The sequence below is a fragment of the Agromyces larvae genome (assembly GCF_022811705.1).
In the GTDB taxonomy this organism is placed as follows: Bacteria; Actinomycetota; Actinomycetes; order Actinomycetales; family Microbacteriaceae; genus Agromyces; species Agromyces larvae.
In genome coordinates this window covers 3,829,808-3,854,342 of the sequence record NZ_CP094528.1, presented here as the reverse complement: position 1 = coordinate 3,854,342, position 24,535 = coordinate 3,829,808, and the positions used below count along the sequence as shown (strand labels likewise).

Here is a 24,535-nt window from a genome sequence, read left to right as displayed (position 1 = left end):
GGGCGCAGTGGGGCGCGTGCCTGCCGGCCTAGGGGCGGCAGGATGGCCTGGTGCCCGACTTCACCTGGACCGGCTGGCTGCTGCTCGCCCTCGCCGCGTTCGCCGTCGGCGCGTCGAAGAGCGGCATGCCCGCCTTCGGCACCATTCCCGCTGCGCTCTTCGCGACCGTGCTGCCTGCGAAGGCCTCGACCGGGGCGGTGCTCGGCCTGCTGCTGGTCGGAGACCTCATCGCGGTGCGGATGTATCACGCGAGTGCCGACTGGGCGATCCTCAGGCGGCTCTTCCCACCGGTCGTTGTCGGGGTGCTGGTCGGGGTCGTCGCGCTGCGGTTCGCCGACGACTCGGCGGTGCGGCGCGGCATCGGGGCGATCCTCGTCGCGCTCGTGGCGGTGCGTCTGCTGCTCATGCTGCGGGGGCGGGCCTCCGGCGGCGCGGTCGCTGCCGCGCCGCCGGGTCGCCGGCGGCTGGCGTGGCTGTTCGGGCCGCTCGGCGGGTTCACCACGATGGTCGCCAATGCCGCCGGCCCGGTGATGACGCTCTACTTCACGGCGTCGCGGCTGCCGGTGTCGGCGATCCTCGGGACCGCGGCGTGGTACTTCCTGCTCGTGAACGCCTTCAAGGTGCCGTTCTCGGTCGGGCTCGGCCTGATGACGCCGCAGTCGCTGCTGCTCGACCTGGTGCTGGTTCCGGCGTTGCTCGTCGGCGCGTTCGCCGGCCGGGCGCTGGCCCGCCGGCTCTCTCCGGTGCGGTTCGAGCGGATCGTGCTCGTGCTCACGCTCGCGGCGGGGCTGTACCTGCTCATTCGGGGCTGACGCCCGCCCCGGCACCCACGATCGCCTCCGTCGTGGTCACGCGGCCGATGCGGGGGAAGATGACCGACAGCGCACGCTCGTGGGCGGACGCCACGAGGTCGCTCATCGCGTCGCGCACGAAGACCTGCGCGTAGCCGAGTTCGCGACCGTGGCGCGCCGTGGACTCGACGCCGACCGAGGTGGAGATGCCCGCGTAGACGATCGTGTCGATGCCGCGGCGCCGCAGTTGCAGGTCGAGCTCGGTGCCGTGGAAGGCGTCCCAGCCGTGCTTGGTGATGTGCAGGTCGGTCGGGCCGTCGCCGATCTCGTCGCAGAGGGTGGCGAAGTCGGGGCCGGGGGCGACCGCGGGCGGCGGCGCGTCGACCGGGGCGGTGAGGGCGTCGCCGCCGTCGGGCGAGAACGCGACGCGGACGCGGACGACGGGGGCCGCCGCATCGCGGAACACCCGCGCCAGGCGGGCGGACGCGGCGAGCACGTCCGCGGCCGGGTGGGCGAGCGGGAGTGCGGCGATGCCGCGCTGGAGGTCGATCAGGACGAGCGCGGGGCGAGTGCCCGGGAGGTGTGCAGACATGCTGAGAAATGTACACCCTAGGTGTAGGATTTCCGGCATGGAGCCTGATGCGGGGCGGACCGCGGCCGACCTCCGATTGGCCGTCGGCCGCCTGGTGCGCCGCGCGCGACGCGAGACCGCGACCCTGCCCCCGTCGCAGATGGCCGTGCTCGGCCGCCTCGACCGCGACGGTCCGCAGACGGTCGCCGCACTCGCCGCCGCCGAACGCGTGAGCCATCAGTCGATGACACGCCTCGTGGGCGGGCTGATCGACGACGGTCTCGCCACGCCGCTCAGCCCGCCCCCCGGCGCCGATCGTCGGCGCAAGCCGCTCGGCCTCACCGAGGCGGGGTCGGCCGCGCTGCGCGAGCAGCGCAGCGTACGATCCAGCCACCTCGCCCGGGCCATCGAGGCCCGCCTCTCCCCCGCCGAGCACCGTGCGCTCGCCGCCGCGATCCCCCTGCTGGAGCGGCTCGCGGAGGAGTGACGCCGGCGCCGCGGCGCGGTCGGTCGTCTGCCGCGGCGCGGTCGGTCGTCTGCCGCGGCGCGGTCGGTCGTCTGCCGCGGCTCAGGCGGCCGGCAGCGTGGCGACCTCGAGCGGCCCGCCCGCGTGACCGATCTTCCAGACCGTCTCCGCGAGTTCGTCGGGGTCGATGCTCGGCAGCCGCCCCGCCTCGACGTCGTCGAAGCGGCCAGCGGCGAACAGCTCGGCCGCGGCGCTGCGCTCGATCAGCTGACCGATCTGCAGGCTCGCGATGTGCACGCCTCGTTCGCCGGCCTCGACGGCGATCGCCGCCAGGTAGTTGAGCAGCGCCGCCTGCGGCACGCTCGAGCTCGCGAGCGCGGGCGCCGGCGTCCGCACCGCGGAACCCTGGGCGACGACGATGGTTCCCGAACCCCGCTGGGTCATGCCCGGCAGCACGGCGTGCACGAGTTCGACGGGCGACAGCAGGTTCAGCGGCAGCCAGCTGCGCAGCGTCGCCGCCGTCAGGTCGGGGGCTGCCACCGGCAGTCGGCTCACGTCCCCCGGGCTGTAGAGCACGAGGTCGGGAACCGCCCCGCGGCGGCGGACGAGGCGGTCGACGACGTCGGCGACCTGCCCGGGCTCGGCGAGGTCGGCGACCTCGAGGCTCGCATCCAGCCCGTCGGCGCGCAGCGCGTCGCGAAGACGCTCCAGGGTCGCGTCGGTGCGGCCCACGAGATCGAGGTCGTACCCGGCGCGGCCGAACCTGCGGGCGGTCGAGAGGCCGAGCGCGCGCCCGGCTCCGAAGATGGCGATCGATGGCATGGATGCTCCGTCCGAACTTGAGTGTTGCCTCAAGATAGATCACATCGAGGCATCCCTCAAGTTCTTCCGCGCTCATGGGCTCGTCGCGTCGGCGCCCAGCCCGTCGAGCCCGACCGCGAGGTGCCCATGCCCCTCGCACGTCTCGCCGCGGCGAGCTGCTCGGTCACCCCGCCGGCTGCGCCGCCGCCCGTTCGCGCGCTCCGCGCCGCGCCCGCGCGACACCCCAGGCGACGAGCGCACCGGCGAGCGCGGTGAGCGCGAGGCCGGCCACGGTGACGCCGGTGCGGAACTGCGCGGTCTGCGCGGCGCTCCATCCCGTCTCCGTGAGCGATCCCGAGAACAGCGCGGCGAGGATGCTGCCGCTGATCGCGATGCCGACCGCGGTCGCGACCTCGCTCGCCGTGTCCACCATGGCCGCGCCGATCGTCGTCCGCGACGCCGGCAGGCCGCGCATCACGTTGGTGCCCGCGACCACGCCGACCACGCGCATCCCGGCCGCGACCAGCATGAGCGCGACCGCGACCCAGGCGTACCCGAACCGGCCGAGCACGCTGTAGACGGCGAGCCCGCACACGACCGCCGCGGCGCTCAGCCAGGCGGCCCGCTCAAGCCCGACGCGGGCCATGAGCGGCCTGATCAGGGCGCCTCCCGCAAGCAGCACGATCACTTGGGGCAGCATCCCGAGGGCGGCCTGCGCGGGGGTCCACCCCCAGTCGAGTTGCAGCTGCAGCGTCACGAGGAAGCTCAGCCCGGCGGTCGCCAGGCCCGCGGCGCTCTTGAACGCGAGCCCGCTCGCCACCAGCGGGCGGGCGATCAGCCGCAGGTCGAGCAGCGGATGCCTCGCCCGACGCTCGCGCGCGACGAACCCGGCGGCCGCCGCCACGGCGAGCGCGACCGTCGCCCACGGCAGCCACCCCGTGGCATCCGGTTCGATGCCGATCGTCGGCGCGACGAGCGCGGCCGTGATCGCGACGGTGCCGAGCAGCGCGCCCGGCCAGTCGATCGGGTCGCGGTGCAGCTCCTCGGGACGATCGGCGCGGATGCCGCGGCGGATGCCGAGGAACGCCAGCGCCGCGATCGGCACGTTGACGAGCAGCAGCACCTGCCACGGGGCGACCGCGAGCACGAACCCGCCGACGGTGGGGCCGATCGCGAGCCCGACCAGGCCGACGGTGGAGATCACCGTGGTGGCGCGGACCCGCAGCGTGTCGTCGTCGAACAGCCGGAACGCGAGCGCCAGCGATCCGGGCGTCGTCATGGCGGCGGCGACGCCCATCGCCGCCCGCACCGCGATGAGCTGCCCGGCGGTGGCGACGAAGGCGGTCCCGAGGCTCGCGAGCCCGAGCAGGACGAGCCCGATCAGCATGATCCTGCGCCGGCCGACCCGGTCGGCGAGCGCGCCGAACGCGAGCATCAGACCGCCGAAGACCACGGCGTACGCACCGGTCGCCCACTGCAGCGCCGTCGTCGAGGCGTGCAGGTCGCGGCCGATCGTCGGCAGCGCGACGTTCAGGATCGAGTTGTCGAGCATCTCGACGAGGAAGACCGCCGACAGGCCGGTCAGGGCGATCCAGGCTTCGCGGAGGCCGGCGGGCGGCGCGTCGGCGTGCGCGGCGGCGTGCGTGCGGGATGGTTCGGTCATCGGTCACTCCTTCATGGGAAGAAGTGGCGGATCGGTCGAACCGCGTGTGCTCGCGCGTCGCGACTCCGGAACGGGGTCGGAGCGATCGCGCGTTTCTACTTCGGTGGCTCCATGGTACGCGCGCCTCGCTGACTCCGCGCTGAGCGTCACCGGCCGGGACGCAGCGGGAGTCGCGTCAGGTCGCGAGCCCCGCGATCGCGCCCGAGAGCCAGCGGTGCTCGCTCTGCCAGATGTCGCGTGCCATCGCGTTCATGCCCCGACGGAACGGCGAGGCCTGCGCACCCGGGGTGCCCTCGGCGAAGAATCCGCGCGACGGCTCCTCCAGGAACGCGAGGCGTCGCTCGAGCACCGCTCGCTGCTCGGCCGGATCGCCGAGGTGGTGCAGGAACGCGAGCACGGTGAACCAGCGGTTGCGGTCGGACACGTCCGACCCGTCGGCGTCGCGAAGCCGGTGCAGCAGTTCGTCGTCGCCGGCGGCCGTGAGGCCGAAGACGATCCTCGGCGGGCCGCCGGATTCGGTGGACTCGGATCGTTCGAGCAGTCCGCGTCGTTCGAGCCGGCGCAGCGCGGGTGTGAGCGCCCCGTCGCTGACGGGTCGGACGTGTCCGGTGAGCGCGGAGATGCGACGCCGCAGTTCGTAGGCGTGCATGGGCGACTCGGCGAGGAAGCCGAGGATCGAGAGTTCGAGCACGATGCGATCCTTCCGGAGCGGCTCCGCCCGGCGGCGGGCGGGTGAGACGAAGAGCGCGATGGATGCCACGAGCAGCGCCGTCCCGGCTGCGACCCGTGCGGTGAGCGGCTCGGCGAGCACGACGACGCCGAGTGCGATCGACACGACGACCGACGTGTACGAGGTGACCGAGGCGGCGGCGGCCCCCACCCGCTGCATGAGTGCGGTGTTCGCGAGCCAGCCCGCGCCCGTGCATCCGATGCCGGCGACCGCGACGGCCGCCCAGGCGGCGGCATCCCAGCGCACCTGACCGCCCGCGACCACGGCGACCGGCATGAGCACGACGGCCGCGACGAGCATCTCGGCCGCCACCACGGGCAATGCCGACTCGCGGTGCAGCCACCGCCGCAGCACGAGCGCGGAGGCCGCGTAGCTGAACGACGCGGCGAGCGCGAGCGCGCACCACGGCCAGGACTCGGGCGGCGCGGCGGCGCCGGCGGCGAGCGCGACGCCGAGGATCGCGAACGGCAGGGCGACCCACTGACGAGCACGGAGGCGGTCGGCGCCGAGCGCGCCGGAGCCGAGCTTCGATGCGCCGACGGCGGTCGCGCCGAGTGCGATCCACATCGGCGTCGTCGCGAGGATGACGGCGATCGTCCCGGTCGGCACGTGCCGCTCGGCCGCGCCGATGAGCAGGTTCGGTGCGACCGCGGAGCCGATCGCGACCACGGTGACGGCGAGCGGGTGCCGGCGCAGCAGACCGCCGAGCTCGCGGGCCGCCGCCGCGGGCGATCGCGCGACCGCGAGCACGGCGACGAGCATCGCGGCGGCGAGCACGACGCGCGCCGCGGCCATCGTCGCCGTGGGCATGGCCTGCTGGGCGATCGAGATGAGCACGAACGGCGCGCCGAGGCCGAGCGTCGCGACGGCGCCGAGGCCGAGATCGGTCGCGCGGTTTCGCATGCTCACGACACTAGCTCTATTCGAGGTAGCGCGCCAGGAGGTCACTCCGCGCCCGCGGGTCGATAGGGTCGATGCCGACGATGTCTACCGCCCGGTTCTCAGCAGTACGTCGCCACTGGGACGTCGCGCTCGCAGTGGCGCTGGTCGCGTTGGCCTTCGTGCCCGGCGTCGAGCATCAGGGGGTCGACCTGGCCGAACTCCCCGACCGGCCGATGGACGCCCTGGGATGGACGCTGCTGGTGGCGCAGGGCGCGGCCGTCGCGTTCGTGCGGCGCCGGCCTGTGGCATCCCTGGCCGTCGTGGGCACGGCATTCGGCGCGTACCAGCTGCTGGGCTACCCGACGACGTTCGCCGCGCTGGGGCTGCTCGTCGCGGTGGTCGCGGCCGGGGCGCTGGCGCGCCGCCCGTGGGTCGCGGCCGCATCCGCCGCGGTCGGATACGTGCTGCTGGCGGTGGCGCTGACGTGGGCCGCGTCGCCGACCACGCCCCGCGACCACATCGTCTTCGGCATGCTGCTCGCCGCGCTCTGGGCGGCGGGGGCGTGGCTGCGCGCACGGTCGCAGGCCCAGGAGCTTCGCCGCCACGAGTCGGAGCGCCGGGCCGTCGACCTCGAACGCAGCCGCATCGCGCGAGAGCTGCACGATGTCATCACGCATCACGTCACCGCCATGGTGATCCAAGCCGATGCCGCGCAGGTCCGCGCCGACGATCGCGAGCACACCACGGCGGTGCTCTCGGCGATCGGCGAGGCGGGGCGTGCCGCGCTCACCGACCTCCGCGGTCTGCTCGGTGCGCTGGACGAGGCGGAGGATGCGCCGACCACGGCTCCGGCGGTGGCCGACCTCGGCGACGTGATCGCGCGGGCTCGCGCCGCCGGCCAACCGGTCGAGTATCTTCGGGAGGGGCCGCTCCGGCCGCTCGCGACCGCCCCTGCACTCGCGGTGACGCGGGTGGTGCAGGAGGCTCTGACGAACGCGATGAAGCACGCCCGCGGCGCTGCGACCGTGGTGCGCGTGCGCTACGAGGAGGACGGGGTCGATGTGACGGTGACCACGCGATCGGCGACCGAGCCCGGGCCGGGCCGGGGCGGCGGACGCGGACTGATCGGCCTGCGGGAGCGGGTCGCGCTCGTCGGCGGCCGGCTGGAGGCGGCGCCCGTCGATGGCGGGTTCGTCGTGCACGCCCGGGTTCCGGCGTGAGCGCACCGGCCGCCGCGGCGCCGATCCGCGTGCTGGTGTGCGACGACCAGGACCTCGTGCGCACCGGACTGGTCACGATCATCGACGCCCAGCCCGACCTCCGGGTCGTCGGCGAGGCCGCCGACGGCCAGGCTGCGATCCGGCTCGTCGCGCAGGAGCATCCCGACGTGGTGGTCATGGACATCCGGATGCCCCGCCTCGACGGCATCGAAGCGACCCGTCGGATCGCGGGTCCCGCGGTGAGCGATCCGGCGAAGGTCCTGATCCTGACGACCTTCAACCTCGACGCGCTCGTCTTCGACGCGCTGCGCGCCGGCGCCGGCGGGTTCCTGCTGAAGGATGCGCGGCCCGCGGAACTGGTCGAGGCGATCCGCACGATCGCCGCCGGGGAGTCGCTGCTGTCCCCCTCGGTCACGCGCCGGCTGATCGGTCGATTCGCCGAACGGGTGCGCCCGACCGCGGCCGAGCACAGCGCGCTCGACGTGCTCACCGCCCGGGAACGGGAGGTGCTCGTGCTCATCTCCGACGGCCTGTCGAACGCCGAGATCGCCCACGCGCTCGTGATCAGCCACGAGACGGTGAAGACGTACGTGTCCCGCATCCTCGCCAAGCTCGGCCTCCGCGACCGGGTCCAGGCGGTCGTGCTCGCCCACCGACTCGGCGTGGCGAACCCCGCCTGATCCGGTGCCGGCCGCCCCGCGGCATCCCTCTCGAGAGCTACCGCGATCGCCCTCGGTCGCGCGATGCCGCACCCCGGCCGCCGCCCATAGCGTGCTCGTGAATCCCCGAGAAACGGAGCATCGACCATGAGCACGAACCCCGAAACCACTCGCACGGCATCCACGCCCGGCCCTGCCCGGCGCGACCGCGACCCGGCCGTCGTCGGCGTTCCGAACCCGGCCGCATCCCGCTCGCGGACCTGGCCGCGGGTCGCGGCGATGGTCGCCGGATTCGCCGTGGTGATGATCGTGTCCAACTCGATCGCCTCCGCGCTCGCCCATCCGGTCGCGGCGCTCGCGGTCGGTCCCGTCCTGGCCGCCCTCATGCTGTGGCTCTATCGATTCGCCGTGCAGCGCATCGAACGCCGCCCCGCCGTCGAGCTCGCCCCGACGAACGCGAGCCGTCGCGTGCTGGCCGGCTTCGCCGGCGGCTTCCTCCTGGCCGCGGCGACGATCGGCGTGCTCGCGGCGGTCGGCAGCTACCGGATCGTCGGGTGGGGCTCGGTCCCCGGCGCGCTCACCGTCGTCGGCATGATGGCGGCGGTCGCGGTCGCCGAAGAGGTGCTGTTCCGCGGCGTGATCTTCCGGCTGGTTCAGGGGCGATGGGGGACGTGGATCGCCCTCGGGGTCTCGGGCGTGCTCTTCGGGGCGGTGCACCTGCTCAACCCGGGCGCGACGCTCTGGGGCGCCGCGGCGATCGCGACGGAAGCCGGCCTGCTGCTCGGCGCCGCGTACGTGGCCACCGGATCGCTGTGGCTGCCGATCGGCCTGCACCTGGGGTGGAACATCACGATCGCGGCGATCTTCGGAACCGTCACCTCCGGCAGCGGTGCGCGCGACGCCCTCGTCACCGCGATTACGCCCGGCCCCGCGTGGCTGACCGGCGGGGACTTCGGCCCCGAGGCCGGCATCGTCGCCATCGCGGTGTGCGCGGCCGCCGCCGCGGTGCTGCTCGTCATCGCGCACCGCCGGGGACGTCTCGTGGGTCGCCGGGGACGTCTCGTGGGTCGCCGTCCCTCGGCGACCCAGCCGTCCGAGGGCTGAACCCGCCCCGTGCTAGTGCACGCGGAACTGCGCGACCATCGGGCAGTCGAACGGGTCGCGGGCCGACAAGCCGACCTGGTTGAGGTAGCGCACGACGATGGCGTACGAGTCCACCAGGGAGGTCTCGGTGTACACGATGCCGTGGTTCTGGCAGTACTCGCGCACGATCTCGGCGGCCTTGCGCAGGTTGGGTCGGGGCATGTTCGGGAACAGGTGGTGCTCGGCCTGGTAGTTCAGGCCGCCCATGAAGACGAGCATGCCCCACCCGCCCCGGATGTTGCGCGACGTGAGCACCTGGCGGCGCAGGAAGTCGACCTTGCTGTCGTGCGGGAGCTGCGGCATCCCCTTGTGGTTGGGAGCGAAGGATGCGCCCATGTAGAGCCCGAAGACGGCCAGCTGCACCCCGACGAACGCGAACGCCATCCCGAGCGGCAGGAACGCGAAGACCGCACCGAGGTAGAGCGCGAGGCGCAGCACGATCATCGTGAGCTCCTGCCAGCGGCGGTCGACCTTGCGGGGGCCCATCACGGTGCGCAGCCCGTGCACGTGCAGGTTGAGGCCCTCGAGCAGCAGCAGCGGGAAGAACCACCAGCCCTGCTTGCGCACGATCAGCGCGTGCAGCCACGGCACCTTCGCCGCTTCGGCCTCCTGGAAGACGATGACGTCGTTGGCGATGTCGGGGTCCTTGCCGATCACGTTCGGGTTCGCGTGGTGGCGCGAGTGCTTGTGCATCCACCACGAGTAGCTGATGCCGACCACGCCGTTGGCGAGGATGCGCCCGGCGCGGTCGTTCGCGGGGCCCGACTGGAAGACCTGCCGATGCGAGGCCTCGTGCGCGAGGAACGCGAACTGGGTGAACAGGATGCCGAGCGCGCCGGCGATGAGCAGCTGGAACCAGCTGTCGCCGAGCAGCACGAATCCCGCGATCGCGCCGCCGAGGCAGGCGACGAGCACGCCGAAGACCGCCCAGTAGAACCCGGTGCGCCGGCGCAGCAGGCCGAGGTTCTTCACCGTCTGCAACAGGGCCGAGTACTCGGAGGTCGCGCTGCCGCCCCGGCTGCGAGGAGTGGTCTTGACCACGCGAACGGTCGAAACGGTGGGGGAATCGGTCACGGGCTCGCCTTCGATCGCGGTGACTTCCCAGCCGGAGAAGGGCGGATGCCCACACCATGCGGCGGACCGCGCGATCGGATGTCTCGAACCCTAGCGCCTGAGGCTGGGAAACGGCCCGCAATCAGCGAGAACGTATGCCGTGGCGGGCATAGATCGCGTGCGAGCGCGGTCCTGCGGATCGGCGCGGCCGGCGGCCTCGACCGCATCGACCTCGCCGGCCGCCGGGCGGCTCGCGCTCGCGAGCCGGTGATCGGTTCCTAGACTGAGCGGGTGCTCGCCGTTTCCGTCATCTGCCTGCTGATCGGCCTCGTCGTCGTCGCGTTCGCGATCGGCTCGCGCGTGCGCGCCGGGCACCTTCCCCGATCGCTCGTCGTCGAGTACGCCCCGCGCCGCGGCGCGCACCTGCTCGGCGACGCGGTGCTCGCCGAGCGCGACCGCCGGGCCGCCGCCGCCGGCCTCGTCGATCTGGCCGTGCGGCGCAAGGTGCGCCTGCTCGCCGACACCTCCGGCGGCAAGCGGGCGACCGTCGCGGTCGAACTGGTCGACGGGGCATCCTTCGGTGCGCGCGAACTCGCCCTGCTCGAGGCGCTGTTCGGCCGGGAGCATCCCGGTCATCGCGTCCGCCGCTTCTCGAAGGACCGCCGCGCGGTCGGCCGCACCCTGCGCACGCTCGTCGATCTCGAGGTCGACGAGCTCACCCGGGCGGGCCTCGTCGCGGGCGCGAGTTCGGGCCGCGGCGCGCTGCGCGTGCTCGGCGTGCTCGGACTCTTCGCAACGGTTCCGGGCACGGTCATCGCCCTCGCGGGCACCTCGGACCCGATCACGACCGGGTGCATGATCGCCGCGCTGGCGGCGGCGATCGCGACCCTCGTCGTGACGCCGAACGGTCGTGCCCGCAGGTTCACGCCCGCGGCCGCGCCCTGGCGCGAGCACCTCGACGGGCTGCGCCGGTACCTGACCGTCGCCGAGGCCGACCGCGTCCGCACGCTGCAGTCGCCGCGCAGCGCCGAACTGCTCGATCTGCCCGACGACCTGCGCGCCGAGCTCGGCACCGAGGTGGGCCGGTTCCGGCTGCACGAGCGGCTGCTCCCCTACGCGATCCTCTTCGGCATCGAGCGCGAATGGATGTCGCACCTGAGGCTCGCGTACGACGAACTCGGCGCGACCTCGCCCGCTGCGCTCGGCGACGCGCTCGAGGTGACCGCCGACCTGCTCACGCTCGTCGACGCGGTCGGCAGCCTCGTCGAACTCGGCTTCGCGGTCGGCGACCTGATCGACGCCGGCGGCGGCGTGGTCGACGCGGCCGGCGGGGTGCTCGAGTTCATCGGCGATCTGACGCCCTGATCATGCACCGACGCCGCCGGCGGGTGGCTTCCCGGATGTCCGGAGGCCGCTGGTCGACCGCCTCGGCCGCACCCGCCACGACGCCGACGACGACGGCACCCGCGTCGAGTTCATGCTCAACCCGCCGCGGGGAGACCGCGGCGGGTTGAGTCGCACGAGGAGCGCGCTCCGGGGCATCCGTCTCATCCGGCGACCGGCGCCGCCTCCTCCGCGAGCGCCGCTCCTGCGGCCGCCTCATCCGCCAGTGCCGCCGCTGCGGCGGCGACCGCGTCGGCCGACGGCTCCGCGCTGAGGGCGCGCCGCGAACCCAGGAACAGCACGAGCCCGAGTGCGAACACGAGCAGCTCGGTCGCCGTCATCGCCCAGATCACGCCGTCGAGCCCGAGCACCGCGTTGAAGACGAAGATGACGGGGATGAACAGGACGCCCTGGGCGATCGACATGATCGTCGCGTTCCGCATCTGCTCGGTGGCCTGGAAGACGGCGATCATGAGGCCCGTGAACCCGTTGAACGCGGTCGCGACGAGCATCGCGGTGAGGATCCGCGTGCCGTCGTCCAGCACCGTCGGGTCGGCGGAGAACAGCGCGAACACCTGGTCGCGGAAGAGGAACACGATCGTCGAGAACACCGCGACGAAGCCCGCGATCGCGATCACGGCACCGCGGATGCCCGCCGTGAGCCGGTCCCGGTTCCGCGCGCCGAACGCGTACGCGAACAGCGGGATCGCCCCCATCGACACGCCCATCACGATCATCTCGGGCAGCTGCGAGATGCGCAGCGCCACGCCCATCGCGGCGATCAGTTCCTCGCCGTAGCCGATCGCGATCCAGTTCATGACGAGCGTCGTGACGATGAGGAACGACGACTGCAGCAGCTCGGAGACGCCGACGCCGAACACCGTGGTGACGATCTCGCGATCGGCTCGGAACCAGCGCGGCGCGATCGACACCGCCGACGAGCGCTTCGTGAGCCACCACGCGTAGTACCCGATCGTGACCAGGTTGGAGAGGCCGAGCGCGAGGCCCGCGCCGAGCACGCCCCACCCGAGCACGAGGATGAACAGCACGTCGAGCACGAGGTTGGCGATCGTCGACGCGATGAGTCCCGTCATCGACGCGACGGCCGCACCCTCGGCGCGCACGAGCTGCTCGAGCGCGAACACGGCGACGTAGACCGGCGCGAACGCGAACATCGCCCCGATGTACAGCGCGGTCGGCGCCAGCGAGGCGCCGCTCGCACCGACCGCGGCGGCGATCGGCGTCGCGAACGCGACGCCGAGGATGCCGACGACCACGCCCGCGGCGATCGAGCCCCACATCGTGAACGAGGAGACCTGGCGGATGCGCCGGCCCGCCGCCGTGGCATCCGTCGCGGGGTCCTCGAGCGAGCCGAGCAGCCGCGTGACGAACGTGCCGCCGCCGACCCCGAAGACGCCGCCGAGCGCCATGACGAGTGCGAAGACCGGCATCGAGAAGGTGAGCGCCGCCAGCAGCGGCGTCTCGTGGAGGGAGCCGACGAAGGCCCCGTTGATGATGTTGTAGACCGCGCCGACCGAGAAGCCGGCGATCATCGGGATGCAGAGATGCACGAGCGAGCGCCAGATGGGCGCCTGGGCGAGGAAGTGTCGGTTGGACGTGGACATGGCTGAGCCTCCGTTGCGGTGAACGGCTCGGGCGCGCGGGCCCGGGTCTGGGTGGGGTGGATCGCGGGATGTCGCGGGATGTCGCGGGCGCGACGGAATCGCGGCTGATCGCGGGCGCGACGGAATCGCGGGATGTCGCGGGCCCGCTGGTCGAGGAGCGCGCCGACCTCGAGCCGGCGAGGACGCTTAGAAGGGCGAGCGCCCGTCGGGCGGGCCGCCGCGCTCCACCGGTTCGACCGGGGCCGCGACGCGCTCGAGCAGGGCGATGAGGGCGAGCTGCTCGTCGTCGTCGAGCACCGAGAACAGTCGTTCGCGGGCGGCGGCCACCGCCTCGTCGAAGCCGGCGATGAGGGCGGCGCCCTGGTCGGTGACGCTCACGAGCTTGACGCGCGAGTCGTCGGGCGACGGGGTGCGGACGATGAGTCCGCGCGTCTCGAGCCCCTGCAGCAGGCTCGTGACGCTTGCGGGCGTGGTACGGGAGACCTCGGCGAGCTCGCGGGCGATGACGCCGCGCGCCTGGTGCTCCTGGATGTAGCCGAGCGCCATGGATTGCTGGAGCGTGAGGCCGCTGCCCTGCACCCACTCCATGGCCGCCGCGCGATCTGCGAAGGCGACCGTGAAGATGAGGGAGGTCAACCGCTCCACGTTCGAGGTCATGATTAGAACTCTAACTGTTAGAACTCTAACTGTCAACCGAGGTGCGCCGGACGCGCCGCCCGCTCGATGAGCGCGCGCACCTCCGGCACCAGCTCGTCGACCGGTCCGTCGACCGCGAGCCCGGGCGCGACGGCTGTGATCGGCAGCACCGCGACCGCCCCCGGCGCGGCGCCGACCTCGCGCCGCCAGCCGGCGATCTGCTCCGACGACGCGACGTACACGATGCGCCCCAGACCGACCCAGGCATGCGCCGCCGAGCACATCGCGCAGTGCTCCCCCGACGTGTAGACCGTCGCCGCCGCACGCTCGACGGCAGTCAGGTTCGTCGCCGCCCAGCGTGCGATCTCGAACTCGGGATGCTTCGTCGCATCCCCCGTGCTCTCTTCGCGGTTGCGATCGGCGAACCGCTCCCGCCCGCCGCCGTCGACCAGCACCGACCCGAACGGGCCGTCGCCGGCCGCGGAGGCTTCGCGTGCGAGCTCGACCGCGCGCCGCAGGTGGATGAGGTCATCGTCGGAGATCGCCATGCGACCAGCATGGCGTGGATTCGGGTGATCGCGGCCCGGCGCGCCTCACGCGTCGCGGGCTCAGTCGCCGAAGCGGGCGACGAGACGGCCGGTGACCTGGTTGCGCTTGAGTCGCTCGAGGCCCTCGCCGATGCCCTCGAAGGGGATCTCCTCGTAGACGGGGGTGATCTCCCCCTGCGCCATCAGCGCGAAGACCTCTTCGATGTCTTCGACGGTGCCGCCGAGCGAGCCCTTGAGGTTCTTGCCGAGGATCGTCGGGGTGATGACGGTGAAGGTGGGCTTGCCGAGGCCGACCTGCACGACGGTGCCACCGCGCTTGATCGCGTTGATGGCCTTCTGCGTGGTGTCGAACCCGGCGTAGTCGACGATGAGGTCGAAGCCTTCGTCGCTGTGCAGGTTGCCGGTCAGGCCCTTCGTGGCCCATTCGTCGGCATCCTTCACGCAGGAGACCACGCCGGCCTCCTTCGCGACGGGCCAGACCTCTTCCTTCAGCTCGGCGACGTGCACCTCGGCACCGACGAGCACCGCGGCACGCGCGCCGATCTGGCCGAGGCCGCCGAATCCGATGACGCCGACCTTCATGCCGGCCTTCGCCCCGCCGGTCTTGATCATCGCGTGGTACGACGTCATGCCGGCGTCGGTCGCGAGGGCGGCGAGCGAGAGATCGAGCCCTGCGGGCACGCGGGCCAGGTCGCGGTAGTCGGCGGCGAGCTGGTCGGCGAAGCCGCCGGGTGTGAACATGCCGAGGGGCGGTTGCACGCCGGCCGAGTTGACGCCGACGACGTCGCCGATCTCGAAGCCGACGACGTCGGACCCGATCGCCGAGATGACTCCCGCGTTCTCGTGTCCCTGGGTCATCGGCAGGAACGGCATCGTCCCGTCGCCGACCTCCATGTACATGATGTCGGAGTGGCAGAGCCCCGCCGCCTTGACGTCGATGACGACCTGGGTCGGCCCGGGGGTCGGCGGCTCGACCTCGTTCAGCTGGATGGGGGCGCGCTCGCCCGGGTACTGCCAAGCCTTCATGGTGTCTCTCCTTGCACTGGGATACTCGATCTCCACGCTAGCTACTTAAACGGTTAAGTGGTAGTGTTCCCTCGTGAATGGCAGGCGATACCCAGACACCGGGGCGCGCACCCGCAAGCCCACGATCCGCGACGTCGCCCGCGTCGCCGGGGTCTCCACGGCCACCGTCAGCTACGTGCTGAACGACACCCCGGGCCAGACGATCACCGAGGCGACCAAGCAGCGCGTCACCGCGGCCGCCGAGTCGCTCGGCTACGTGCCGCACGCCGTCGCCCGGACCCTTCGCGCCGGCGCGTCGCGCATCGTGCTGCTCAACGTCGGCGGCATGCTCGGCGGGCACAGCCTCGACAGCTTCATCAACGGGATGAGCGACGAGCTCCGGCGACACGAGCACGCGCTGCTCGTCGTCACCGCCGGAGCGACCGGCGGCCCGCTGCCGCCCGAGGTCGTCACCTCGATCGCGCCACGCGCGACACTGGATCTCGCGAGCATCCTCTCCGAGCAGGCCGGCGATTCCGAGGTGCTCGGCATCGCCGACGGCTACCGCGCCGGGCTCGCCTTCCACACCAGGACGCAACTGCGCCACCTGGTCGAGCACGGGCACCGCGAGATCGCCGTCGCCCTCCCCCTCGACCCCACGGCCCTCTTCGCCGAAGCCCGCCTGCAGCACCTCGCTCGGTTCGCCGGCGAATTCGGCATCCCGCCCGTGCGCATCCTCCGGCTCGATCCGAGCGGAGACCGCGCGCAGCGGCTCGAAGCCGTGCGCCACCTCGCCGAACGGACCCCGGTCACCGCCGTCGTCGCCTACGACGACGACGTCGCCTTCGGCGTGCTCTCGACGATGTCGCAACTCGGTCTTCGCGCCCCGAGCGATCTCGCGGTGATCGGATTCGACGCGAGCGAACGGGCCCGATTCTGGGAGCCGGCCCTGACGACGGTGCGCATCGACGCCGAGTCCTTCGGTCGTCGTGCCGCGCGCGTGGTGCTCGGCGTCGATCCCGGCGAGTGGACGGAGGCGCCCTCGAGCGTGATCGCCGGCGAAACGGTGTGACGGTGCGACGGACGTCTTCGGGCTGCCCGCTCGGCGACCCGATCAGCATGCCGTGCGCCGTCCGCCGCCACGGCTCCCGCACGTGCACCCGGCCCGACCGCTGTCTAGGGTGGACGAAGTGGACGACTTGGACGACTTGGACGACTTGGACGACGACGACGAGGTGCTCGAGCTGCCGGGCGAGCACTGCGCGTGCGGGTACCTCCACACGGGGGTCGTGCCGCCGCAGCTGTGCTTGGACTGCGGCGACCGCGCGATCGCGCGCTGGCGCGACGAGGAGAAGCGTGCGCTGAACCTCCTGCCCGCCTACGCCGCGGACGTGGAGCGCGTGCTGCGCGAGACCCGCGATGCGCAGCGCAAGGCCCTGCGCTCGCGCAGAGGCGAGCCGTTCAGCGATGCCGACTGGGAGCTGGACAAGGGCGGGCGCCGGCTCGCACGATTGCGCCGAGCCCACCGCGACGAGCTCACGCGGGTCGGTCTCGACCGGTGGAACGAGCTCGCCGGCCTCGTCGCCCACGACCGCCGCGAGGTGACCCGGAAGACGGCCAAGCGCATGGCCAAACGGGGGCTCGGGGCGGCGGCGATGGTCGAGTTGCTGCACGACGGCTCCGTGTACTACTTCCAACAGCCCGGCCGGGGCTGATCACGGCTCAGGCGTCCGCAGCGGTCCGGCGGCTCGGGGGTTCCGTCTACGCTGGCCGGATGCCGCTCTTCGATCACCTCGGCCTCTCCGTCGAAGATCTGTCCCGATCGATCGCCCAGTTCGATCCCGTCATGCAAGCGCTCGGGTGCACGCGCGCCGATGCCGACGGCTCGGTGGCCTGGTACAAGGGCGAGGAGGAGCTCATCCTCTTCCCGGCCCGCGAGTCGGGCAGCGGCCCTCACCGGCACGGCCGGGTGGGCTGGCAGCACCTCGCGTTCCCGGTCGAGTCGCGCGCCGAGGTCGACCGCCTGCACGCGATCGCGGTCGATGCCGGCTGGACGGCCGTGCGCGAACCGAAGCTCTACCCGCGGTTCAACGAGCGCTACTACGCGTCCTTCGTCGAAGACGACAACGGCATCCGCTTCGAGTTCATGCACAACCCGCCTCGCGAGGCATCCGCCGACTGAATCCCAGATCAATTCGAGGCATCCCTCAAGTTGTTCTGCAACCATGGTCGGATGCCTCCTGCACCGACCCGACCGCTGAGAAGCGACGCCGCCCGCAATCGCGACAAGCTCCTCGCCGCCGCCCGCGGGGAGTTCGCCGAGTCAGGGCTCCACGCGTCGCTCGAGGCGATCGCACGCCGCGCGGGGGTCAGCGTCGGCACCCTCTATCACCACTTCGCCGATCGCGCCGGCCTGATCGACGCCGCGCTCCTGCCCGTGGTCGAGCGCTCGGTGGCGCACGCGCGCGCCGCCCTCGACGATCCCGACCCCTGGAACGCGCTCGTCTCGCACCTCGTCGCGATCGCCGACTGGCAGGCGCGCGACCACGGCTTCACCGACGTCTGCGTGCTCTCGCTCGACGACGACCTGCCCATCGAGCGCGCGAAACGCGAGGGCCATGGCTACTTCGAAGCCCTGATCGCACGCGCCCAGGCCTCGGGCGACGTACGGGCCGATGTCACGCCCTCCGATGTGGGGCTGCTGGTCTGGTCGATCGTGCAGTCGACGGCGGCGATCCGCGCCGAGCGCCCCACCGCCTGGAAGCGGCACCTCGCGATCATGCTCGACGGGCTGCGCGCCGGTGCGGCCCACCCGCTCGCCGAACCTCCGCTCGACCCCGCTCAGCTCGCCGAGGCGATGGCGTTCCCGGGCGCACGGCCGGCACCGAGGTAGCCGCGGTACCCGAGCCGAATGGCGCGCCGAGCATCGCCGCACCGGGTTCCCGGTCGGGGCGTCGATGCCCGGCCGCGCCCTACCGGGCCAGGTGCGCCAGCGCGTCGCCGATGAGCGCGGCGACCGCGTCGGGCTGCGACACCATGACCGAGTGGGATGCCCCGGGCACCTCCCTGATCTCGAGGCCGCCGGCGCGCTGCGCCATGAAGCGAAGCACCTCGACGGGGATGTTCTTGTCGGCGTCTCCGAAGATGAACCACGAGGGCAGCGACTTCCAGGCGGGCACGTCAGCCGGCTGGGGCTCGCCGAGCGCGAAGTCGCGGATCGGCCGCTGCGTACGTGCCTGGATCGCCGCCTCCGCGGGGTCGACGTCTGCGGCGAACTGGCCCGGGAAGAGGCCCCGGTCGACGACCAGGTCGTTCGTGCCGTCGCCGAGAGGGTACGCCCGAATCGTGTCGCCGAGCGTGCTGCCCGGGAACTGCCCGGTCAGTTGCAGCGCGTTCTCGCCGTGATCGGGGGCGAACGCGGCGACGTAGACGAGCCCGACGACCGCGGGGTCGTCGACGGCCGCTTCGGTGATGACGGCGCCGCCGTACGAGTGGCCGACGAGCAGCACCGGCCCGTCGATGCCCGCCACCGCCCGCCTGACGTTCTCGGCGTCGGTGGTGACACTGCGCAGCGGGTTGGGGGTCGCGACGGCGGGGATGCCCCGGTCGCTCAGTCGGGCGATGACCCCCGACCAGCTGGCGGACTCGGCGAATGCCCCGTGGACGAGGACGACGGTGATTGCATCTGACATGTTCGGTTCTCCTGAGCGGGTGGCGGGTTTACGAGAAGGCGACGATGAGCTCGACTTCGACGGGCGAGTCGAGCGGCAGAACGGCGACGCCGACCGCACTGCGTGCGTGCACGCCGGCGTCGCCGAAAACGGAGCCGAGCACTTCGGACGCCCCGTTCAGCACCGCGGGTTGCGCGGTGAAGGTCGGATCGGAGGCGACGAACCCCACGACCTTGACGATTCGGGTCACCCGATCCAAGCTTCCGAGCACCTCCGCGATCGCCGAGAGTGCGTTGAGCGCCGCGATCCTCGCGGCGGCGTGGGCCTCGTCCGCGGACACCGCCGCGCCGACCTTGCCCGAGACGGGGAGCTTCCCGTCGACGAGCGGCAGTTGGCCCGCGGTGAAGACGAGGTCGCCGGAGACGACCGCGGGCGCATACGTGCCCGCTGGAGCCGGTGAGCGATGCGGGAGCGCGATGCCCAGCTCTGCCAGGCGGGCTTCGATCTGCGCCATCAGCGGGCGATGAAGTCGAGGATGTCGGCGACGAGCGCTGCTCGGAAGTCACCGTGGATGCCGTGCGGCGCTCCGGGGTAGACCTTCAGCGTGCCGTCTCGGACGAGCTCGATCGACCTGAGCGCGGCCGCCCCGATGGGCACGATCTGGTCGTCATCGCCGTGCGCGATGAGGATCGGGACCTCCAGCGCCGTGAGATCTTCGGTGAAGTCGGTCTCCGAGAACGCCGCGATGCAGTCGTAGGCGGCCGCGAGGTTCACCAGCATCCCCTGGCGCCAGAAGTCGTCCTTCGCGCCCTGCGACACCGTGGCGCCCGCCCGGTTCGCACCGAAGAACGGCTCGGCGAGGTCCTGTCGCGCAGGTCCAGCGCCTCGACGAGCTCCGCGAGATCGCGGGCGTAGGTGTCCATGTCGTTGCCCGTGTACGTCTTCGACGACCTGCCGTGGCCGCGACGGTCGTGGGCGATCGCCTGGTATCCGGCGTCGGCGATGAGCTTCAGTTCGACCTGCCAGGCGTCCGAGCTGAGCGGCCAGCCGTGGCTGAACAGCACCGGCCGGCCGGTGCCCTGCGTCGTGTAGAAGATCTCGGTTCCGTCGGACGTGGTGAGGTACGGCATATGCGATTCCTGATTCTGGTGTGTCGCCGATCGCGGCGTGACGTGCGGGTGCTGCTCGAGTCGGCTCGACACTATGAACGCCCGGGATGCCCCATCGGCCCCCGGCAGAGGTATCTTCCCGGAGTCGTGTACCTCGCAAGGATGAGGCGATGCCCTCATCCGCGAGGCGTACGGGCCCGCGCACAGATACCCCCGCCGGGGGCCGACACGCGGCGCCTCGCGTTCCTACCGTTGAGACCTACCCAGACGAAGGGAACACCCCATGATCGAGGCACGAGGCCTCACCAAGAGGTACGGCGATCGACTCGCCGTCGACGACCTCACGTTCACCGTGCGGCCAGGCGCCGTCACGGGGTTCCTCGGACCGAACGGGGCCGGCAAGTCCACGACGATGCGCATGATCCTCGGCCTGACCCGGCCCACGTCGGGCACCGTGACGATCGACGGCCGCCGATTCGGCGGCGCGGCACCGCTCGCGCAGGTCGGCGCCCTCCTGGATGCGAAAGCGGTCCACCCCGGGCGCACCGCCTACCATCACCTGCTGGCGCTCGCGGCGACGCACGGCATCCCGAAGCGCCGGGTGCTCGAGGTCATCGAGCTCACGGGCCTCGAGCGAGTCGCGGCGAAGCGCGTCGGCGGATTCTCGCTCGGCATGGGGCAGCGGCTCGGCATCGCGGCCGCGCTGCTCGGCGATCCCCGGGTGCTGATCCTCGACGAGCCCGTCAACGGGCTCGACCCGGAGGGCGTGCGCTGGGTTCGCCGACTCGCCCGGCGCTACGCGGCCGAAGGGCGCACGGTCTTCCTCTCGAGCCACCTCATGAGCGAGGTCGCCGTGACCGCCGATCAGGTGATCGTCATCGGCAGGGGACGCATCCTCGCCGACGCCTCCGTCGCCGAGATCGTCGGCAACGCGACGGCGACGGTGCGGGTACGGACGCCTCGGGCCGCCGAACTCATGCCCCTGCTGACCCGCGCGGGCGTCACGATCGCGAGCGAGACCTCCGATACGCTCGAGGTCACCGGAATCGAGCCCGAGACGATCGCGGCGGCTGCAGCAGGGGCCGGCATCGTCCTCACCGAACTGACGCCACTCGCCTCGACGCTGGAGGATGCCTACATGGCCCTCACCGAGAACGCCGTCGAGTACCGCAGTCATGTCCGCAACGGACAGGAGGTTCCCCGATGAGCGCCCTCGACGTTCCCGCCGCCGAGCCCAGGATCCGTCTCACCTTCCCGGGCATCGCCCGTTCGGAGTGGATCAAGCTGCGCACGGTGCGCTCGACGGTGTGGATCGCCGCCGTGACGTTCGGCGTCATGGTCGGCCTCGCGACGTTCCTGTCATGGGGCATCAACGGCATCGCCGACACCAGCGAACAGCCCATCCCGTCGGCCACCATCCTCACCGCAGGCGTCACCCTCGCCCAGCTCACCCTGGGGGTGCTGGGGGTGCTGCTGGTGACCGGCGAGTATGCGAACGGGTCGATCCGCGCGACGCTCTCGGCGGTGCCGCGGCGCCCGTCCGTGCTCGCCGCCAAGACGATCGTCGCCGGGCTCACGACCCTGGTGCTGGCCGCCGTCTCGGTCGGAGCCGCATTCCTCGCCTCGCAACCGATCCTCGCGACCGGGGGCACCGCGATCGACCTCGCGGACGGCGAGCAGGTCCGCGCGATCGTCGGCGGGGTGCTCTACCTGACGCTGGTGACGCTGTTCTCGGTGGGCATCGGTGCGATCGTGACGCACACCGCGGGCGCCATCTGCGTCGTGGTCGGCGTGTTCTTCGCGCTGCCGATCCTCGTGCAGGTCGTGCAGGCGATCGTGGGCCTCGACTGGCTCGGGCAGATCCACGGGTATCTTCCGAGCGTCGCGGGTCAGCAGATCATGACGGTCGGCGGCAGCGGCGGGTTCGGCAGTTCGCTCGACCCCTGGGCCGGTCTCGCCGTGCTCGCGGGCTACGCGGCACTGTCGCTCGTGACCGCGTTCTGGGTCTTCAATCGGCGGGACGACTGATCGACGACCTCCGCGCCTCGGCCTCGCCGGAATCCGTTCGGGTTCCGGCGGGGCCGTCGCGTGCGCGGATGCGGGCGTTCCGGCGCCCTCCGGCCGAGGCGAGCGCGGCCGGACCGTTCACCGAGTTCGATGCCCGCAGGCTCGATCCGATCCGCACCTACCTCGTCCGGCATCCGGCCGTCATGGACGTCGTGGTCGCAACGCTCTTCCTCATCCCGTCGTCGGTCAACGCGGTGCTCATCGCCCTCGGGCACGCGGAAGCGCCCGAGTGGAGCGGGTGGGTGCTGGTCGGCATCGCGCTGGCCGCGTTCGCCGTGCTGCTTCGGCGGCGTCGGGAGCCGGTGCTGATCGCCGGCGCGATCACGGTGCTCGGCGTCGTCGCGATCGCGATCACGGGCGACTCGGGCAGCCTCGAACTCGCGGCCGCGTTCACCATGTACGCCGTTGCGTCCTCGCGCCGGCCCTCGGTCGCCTGGGTGACGCTCGGCGTGCAGGCGCTCACCCTGATCAGTGCGGCGGCCCTGTTCCTCGACAAGACTCCCGGCGGGTCGTCGCGCCCGGTCGAGCTGGATGCCTCCACCTCCCCCGCCCCGTTCAGCACCGTGCTCGTGCTCGGTCAGCTGATCGCGCTCGGCATCGGCACCGGCGTTCGCAGCCGACGCGAGCACATCGCCAACCTCATCGACCGCGCCAACGCGCTCGCCCGCGACCGCGAACGTCAGTCGCAGCTCGCGGCAGCGGCGGAACGGGCGCGGATCGCACGCGAGATGCACGACGTGGTCGCCCATTCGCTGACCGTCATGGTGGCGCTGGCCGAGGGCGTCCGCGCGGCGGCGAACGACCCGCCCCTGGCCGAGGTCGCGCTCGACGCCCTCACCGAGACCGGCCGGTCGGCGCTCGACGACATGAGACGGGTGCTCGGCGTGCTCCGCGATCCGGACGCCGAGGTTCCGTTCGCCCCCGAGCGCGCCGTCGGCCTCGACGACCTGATGGCCCGGTTCCGCGCCGCGGGGCTGCCCGTGCGACTCGTCCTGCGCGGCGACGTGCCGGCCGGAGCCGTGCCCGCACGCGACGCGGCCGATCGCATCGTGCAGGAGGCGCTGACCAACGCGCTCCGCTACGCGCCCGACACCTCGGCGATCATGGTCGAGGTGAGCCGGCGTGACGAGCGTCGGCGCGGCGGCGGCGACTGGCTCGATGTGAACGTCATCGACGCAGGCCCGCCGGCCGGCGCCACCCGTCCCGCGGGGGTCGGCACCGGACGCGGCATCATCGGCATGCGGGAGCGTGCCGCGGTGCACGGCGGCAGCGTCACCGCCGGCCCCGAAGGCAGCGGCTGGCGCGTGCACGCCACCCTGCGTCTCGACCTCGATCCGAAGGAGATCCCGTGACCGATGCGGCCATCAGGGTGCTGCTCGTCGACGACCAGGTGATGCTGCGACTCGGCTTCCGCATCGTGCTCGACGCCGAGGACGACATCGAGGTGGTCGGCGAGGCCGGTGACGGTGCCGCCGGCGTGGCGATGGCGAAGCGCCTCCGACCCGACGTCGTGCTCATGGACGTGCGGATGCCCGGGGCATCCGGTATCGAAGCGACCCGCCGAATCGTCGAGGAGGCCCCGGCGTCGCGCGTCATCATCCTCACCACCTTCGATCTCGACGAGTACGCGTTCGCGGCGTTGCGGTCGGGAGCGAGCGGGTTCCTGCTGAAGGATGCGAAGCCGGCCGAGCTCATCGGAGCCGTGCGCGCGGTCGCGGCGGGCGATGCGGCGATCGCGCCCCGTGTGACGCGGCGGATGCTGGAACTGTTCGCGGAACGGCTGCCCGACGCGAGCGCGGCCGCGCACGCCGATGACCGCCTCGCCGCACTCACGCAGCGCGAGTCCGAGATCTTCGCCGCGCTCGGCAAGGGCCTCAGCAACGCCGAGATCGCGCAGCACTTCGTGCTCTCGGAGGCGACCGTGAAGACGCACGTCGCGAGGGTGCTCGGCAAGCTCGGGCTGCGCGACCGCGTGCAGGCCGTCGTGCTCGCCTACGAGACGGGCGTCGCCGGCACCTGACGCGTGCTCGGGCGCGGACGCCGGTGCCGTCCCTGCTCAGCAGGCGGCGCGGCGGGCTCGGCCTACACGACCAGGAAGACGTTCATGCTCCAGGTGGCGAAGTACCCGGCGACACCGACCCCGCCCGCGATGACGGCGCCGACCAGCACGCCCCACCAACCTCGCCGGCCCAGGAAGAACGCGGCCGCGACGGCACCGGCGAGCAGCACCGTCCACACGGCCGCCGGCGCGAGTCGCGCGTCGCCCGCGCATCCTGCCGTGGGCGGGTGGATCGCCGCGCACACCGTGCCGGGGGGTGTGACCGGCAGGGCCATGCCCCAGATCCACACGAGCGCGACCGCCGCGATCCCGAGTGCGATCGCGGCTCCGACCCATCCGGAAACCTGTGCGCTCGGATTCTTCGATGCCGTGGCGACCATGCCCTGCACCCTAGCCGCACCGAAGCGATCGAAGCGAGGAGGAAGCCCGGCGAGGCGACAGCCACGAGCCTCT

At 72.4% G+C, this 24,535-nt stretch carries 28 protein-coding genes; 14 read left to right on the top strand and 14 right to left on the bottom strand.

What is annotated here, in order from left to right; all coding sequences use genetic code 11:
• The first annotated feature begins 50 nt into the window (after positions 1-50).
• The gene (locus tag MTO99_RS18245; RefSeq protein ID WP_243555599.1) at positions 51-812 is read left to right on the top strand and encodes a sulfite exporter TauE/SafE family protein; all 762 of its coding nucleotides are present in this window, start codon (positions 51-53) and stop codon (positions 810-812) included.
• Here the strand turns inward: MTO99_RS18245 and MTO99_RS18240 are convergent.
• Positions 799-1,383 carry an isochorismatase family protein gene (locus MTO99_RS18240; protein ID WP_243555598.1) on the bottom strand — a complete coding sequence of 195 codons (585 nt, stop codon included), beginning with the start codon at positions 1,381-1,383 and terminating at the stop codon, positions 799-801. The two genes, MTO99_RS18245 and MTO99_RS18240, sit on opposite strands and share 14 nt — an antisense overlap.
• Before the next feature lie 37 nt (positions 1,384-1,420).
• Here MTO99_RS18240 and MTO99_RS18235 point away from each other — a divergent pair, with 37 nt between their 5' ends.
• Entirely contained in the window at positions 1,421-1,849 is a 429-nt protein-coding gene (locus MTO99_RS18235) for a MarR family winged helix-turn-helix transcriptional regulator (RefSeq protein WP_243555597.1), read from the top strand.
• Positions 1,850-1,930: 81 nt separating this feature from the next.
• Here the strand turns inward: MTO99_RS18235 and MTO99_RS18230 are convergent, their stop codons facing one another.
• The 3 genes from MTO99_RS18230 to MTO99_RS18220 form a co-directional block, all read right to left on the bottom strand.
• Positions 1,931-2,650 (bottom strand): SDR family NAD(P)-dependent oxidoreductase, encoded by a 720-nt coding sequence (locus MTO99_RS18230; RefSeq protein WP_243555596.1) that lies wholly within the window; start codon positions 2,648-2,650, stop codon positions 1,931-1,933.
• 163 nt (positions 2,651-2,813) lie between these two features.
• A complete protein-coding gene (locus tag MTO99_RS18225) occupies positions 2,814-4,292 on the bottom strand; it encodes an MFS transporter (protein ID WP_243555595.1) in 1,479 nt (492 codons plus the stop codon).
• 175 nt (positions 4,293-4,467) lie between these two features.
• Complete coding sequence (locus MTO99_RS18220) at positions 4,468-5,925, bottom strand: EamA family transporter (RefSeq protein ID WP_243559185.1); 1,458 nt, start codon at positions 5,923-5,925, stop codon at positions 4,468-4,470.
• An 80-nt stretch (positions 5,926-6,005) separates the two neighbouring features.
• On the opposite strand from MTO99_RS18220, the gene MTO99_RS18215 reads away from it, so the two are divergent.
• The 3 genes from MTO99_RS18215 to MTO99_RS18205 all read left to right on the top strand — a co-directional run bounded on the left by MTO99_RS18215 (position 6,006) and on the right by MTO99_RS18205 (position 8,887).
• Positions 6,006-7,124, top strand: coding sequence for a sensor histidine kinase (locus tag MTO99_RS18215; protein ID WP_243555594.1), 1,119 nt, complete (start codon positions 6,006-6,008; stop codon positions 7,122-7,124).
• Positions 7,121-7,804: a response regulator gene (locus tag MTO99_RS18210; RefSeq protein WP_243555593.1), complete on the top strand. Its 684-nt coding sequence runs from the start codon at positions 7,121-7,123 to the stop codon at positions 7,802-7,804. Before MTO99_RS18215 ends, MTO99_RS18210 begins: the two co-directional genes overlap by 4 nt.
• 126 nt (positions 7,805-7,930) lie before the next feature.
• The gene (locus tag MTO99_RS18205; protein ID WP_243555592.1) at positions 7,931-8,887 is read left to right on the top strand and encodes a CPBP family intramembrane glutamic endopeptidase; all 957 of its coding nucleotides are present in this window, start codon (positions 7,931-7,933) and stop codon (positions 8,885-8,887) included.
• Between the two features lie 12 nt (positions 8,888-8,899).
• Here MTO99_RS18205 and MTO99_RS18200 read toward each other — a convergent pair whose 3' ends face one another.
• Positions 8,900-10,000 (bottom strand): fatty acid desaturase family protein, encoded by a 1,101-nt coding sequence (locus tag MTO99_RS18200; protein ID WP_243555591.1) that lies wholly within the window; start codon positions 9,998-10,000, stop codon positions 8,900-8,902.
• Positions 10,001-10,270: 270 nt separating this feature from the next.
• Between MTO99_RS18200 and MTO99_RS18195 the strand changes: the two genes are divergently transcribed.
• The gene (locus tag MTO99_RS18195) at positions 10,271-11,344 is read left to right on the top strand and encodes a DUF2207 family protein (RefSeq protein ID WP_243555590.1); all 1,074 of its coding nucleotides are present in this window, start codon (positions 10,271-10,273) and stop codon (positions 11,342-11,344) included.
• Positions 11,345-11,526: 182 nt separating this feature from the next.
• Here the strand turns inward: MTO99_RS18195 and MTO99_RS18190 are convergent, their stop codons facing one another.
• The 4 genes from MTO99_RS18190 to MTO99_RS18175 form a co-directional block, all read right to left on the bottom strand.
• Entirely contained in the window at positions 11,527-12,987 is a 1,461-nt protein-coding gene (locus MTO99_RS18190) for an MATE family efflux transporter (protein ID WP_243555589.1), read from the bottom strand.
• Between the two features lie 186 nt (positions 12,988-13,173).
• Entirely contained in the window at positions 13,174-13,644 is a 471-nt protein-coding gene (locus tag MTO99_RS18185; RefSeq protein ID WP_243555588.1) for a MarR family winged helix-turn-helix transcriptional regulator, read from the bottom strand.
• 32 nt (positions 13,645-13,676) lie between these two features.
• A complete protein-coding gene (locus MTO99_RS18180) occupies positions 13,677-14,171 on the bottom strand; it encodes a nucleoside deaminase (protein ID WP_243555587.1) in 495 nt (164 codons plus the stop codon).
• Between the two features lie 60 nt (positions 14,172-14,231).
• Entirely contained in the window at positions 14,232-15,197 is a 966-nt protein-coding gene (locus MTO99_RS18175) for a zinc-binding dehydrogenase (protein ID WP_243555586.1), read from the bottom strand.
• A gap of 73 nt (positions 15,198-15,270) precedes the next feature.
• Here MTO99_RS18175 and MTO99_RS18170 point away from each other — a divergent pair, with 73 nt between their 5' ends.
• From MTO99_RS18170 to MTO99_RS18155, 4 genes are all read left to right on the top strand, one after another.
• Complete coding sequence (locus tag MTO99_RS18170) at positions 15,271-16,248, top strand: LacI family DNA-binding transcriptional regulator (RefSeq protein WP_243555585.1); 978 nt, start codon at positions 15,271-15,273, stop codon at positions 16,246-16,248.
• A gap of 118 nt (positions 16,249-16,366) precedes the next feature.
• Positions 16,367-16,891 (top strand): hypothetical protein, encoded by a 525-nt coding sequence (locus tag MTO99_RS18165; RefSeq protein WP_243555584.1) that lies wholly within the window; start codon positions 16,367-16,369, stop codon positions 16,889-16,891.
• A gap of 59 nt (positions 16,892-16,950) precedes the next feature.
• Complete coding sequence (locus tag MTO99_RS18160) at positions 16,951-17,358, top strand: VOC family protein (protein ID WP_243555583.1); 408 nt, start codon at positions 16,951-16,953, stop codon at positions 17,356-17,358.
• Between the two features lie 51 nt (positions 17,359-17,409).
• The gene (locus tag MTO99_RS18155; RefSeq protein ID WP_243555582.1) at positions 17,410-18,069 is read left to right on the top strand and encodes a TetR/AcrR family transcriptional regulator; all 660 of its coding nucleotides are present in this window, start codon (positions 17,410-17,412) and stop codon (positions 18,067-18,069) included.
• A gap of 79 nt (positions 18,070-18,148) precedes the next feature.
• On the opposite strand, the gene MTO99_RS18150 is transcribed toward MTO99_RS18155, so the two are convergent.
• The 4 genes from MTO99_RS18150 to MTO99_RS19225 are packed head-to-tail and all read right to left on the bottom strand — an operon-like array spanning position 18,149 to position 19,977.
• Complete coding sequence (locus tag MTO99_RS18150) at positions 18,149-18,868, bottom strand: alpha/beta fold hydrolase (protein ID WP_243555581.1); 720 nt, start codon at positions 18,866-18,868, stop codon at positions 18,149-18,151.
• 28 nt (positions 18,869-18,896) lie between these two features.
• Positions 18,897-19,361: a RidA family protein gene (locus MTO99_RS18145; RefSeq protein ID WP_243555580.1), complete on the bottom strand. Its 465-nt coding sequence runs from the start codon at positions 19,359-19,361 to the stop codon at positions 18,897-18,899.
• Positions 19,361-19,621 carry an alpha/beta fold hydrolase gene (locus MTO99_RS19230; RefSeq protein ID WP_354002498.1) on the bottom strand — a complete coding sequence of 87 codons (261 nt, stop codon included), beginning with the start codon at positions 19,619-19,621 and terminating at the stop codon, positions 19,361-19,363. Before MTO99_RS19230 ends, MTO99_RS18145 begins: the two co-directional genes overlap by 1 nt.
• Positions 19,618-19,977 (bottom strand): alpha/beta fold hydrolase, encoded by a 360-nt coding sequence (locus MTO99_RS19225; protein ID WP_354002497.1) that lies wholly within the window; start codon positions 19,975-19,977, stop codon positions 19,618-19,620. Before MTO99_RS19225 ends, MTO99_RS19230 begins: the two co-directional genes overlap by 4 nt.
• A gap of 262 nt (positions 19,978-20,239) precedes the next feature.
• Here MTO99_RS19225 and MTO99_RS18135 point away from each other — a divergent pair, with 262 nt between their 5' ends.
• The 4 genes from MTO99_RS18135 (at position 20,240) to MTO99_RS18120 (ending at position 24,043) form a co-directional block, all read left to right on the top strand.
• On the top strand, positions 20,240-21,163 hold the full coding sequence (locus MTO99_RS18135; RefSeq protein ID WP_243555579.1) for an ABC transporter ATP-binding protein: 924 nt from the start codon (positions 20,240-20,242) through the stop codon (positions 21,161-21,163).
• The gene (locus MTO99_RS18130; protein ID WP_243555578.1) at positions 21,160-21,984 is read left to right on the top strand and encodes an ABC transporter permease subunit; all 825 of its coding nucleotides are present in this window, start codon (positions 21,160-21,162) and stop codon (positions 21,982-21,984) included. Before MTO99_RS18135 ends, MTO99_RS18130 begins: the two co-directional genes overlap by 4 nt.
• Positions 21,985-22,052: 68 nt before the next feature.
• Complete coding sequence (locus MTO99_RS18125; protein ID WP_243555577.1) at positions 22,053-23,375, top strand: sensor histidine kinase; 1,323 nt, start codon at positions 22,053-22,055, stop codon at positions 23,373-23,375.
• On the top strand, positions 23,372-24,043 hold the full coding sequence (locus tag MTO99_RS18120; RefSeq protein WP_243555576.1) for a response regulator: 672 nt from the start codon (positions 23,372-23,374) through the stop codon (positions 24,041-24,043). Before MTO99_RS18125 ends, MTO99_RS18120 begins: the two co-directional genes overlap by 4 nt.
• Positions 24,044-24,105: 62 nt before the next feature.
• Here the strand turns inward: MTO99_RS18120 and MTO99_RS18115 are convergent, their stop codons facing one another.
• Positions 24,106-24,462, bottom strand: coding sequence for a hypothetical protein (locus MTO99_RS18115; protein WP_243555575.1), 357 nt, complete (start codon positions 24,460-24,462; stop codon positions 24,106-24,108).
• Positions 24,463-24,535: the final 73 nt, after the last annotated feature.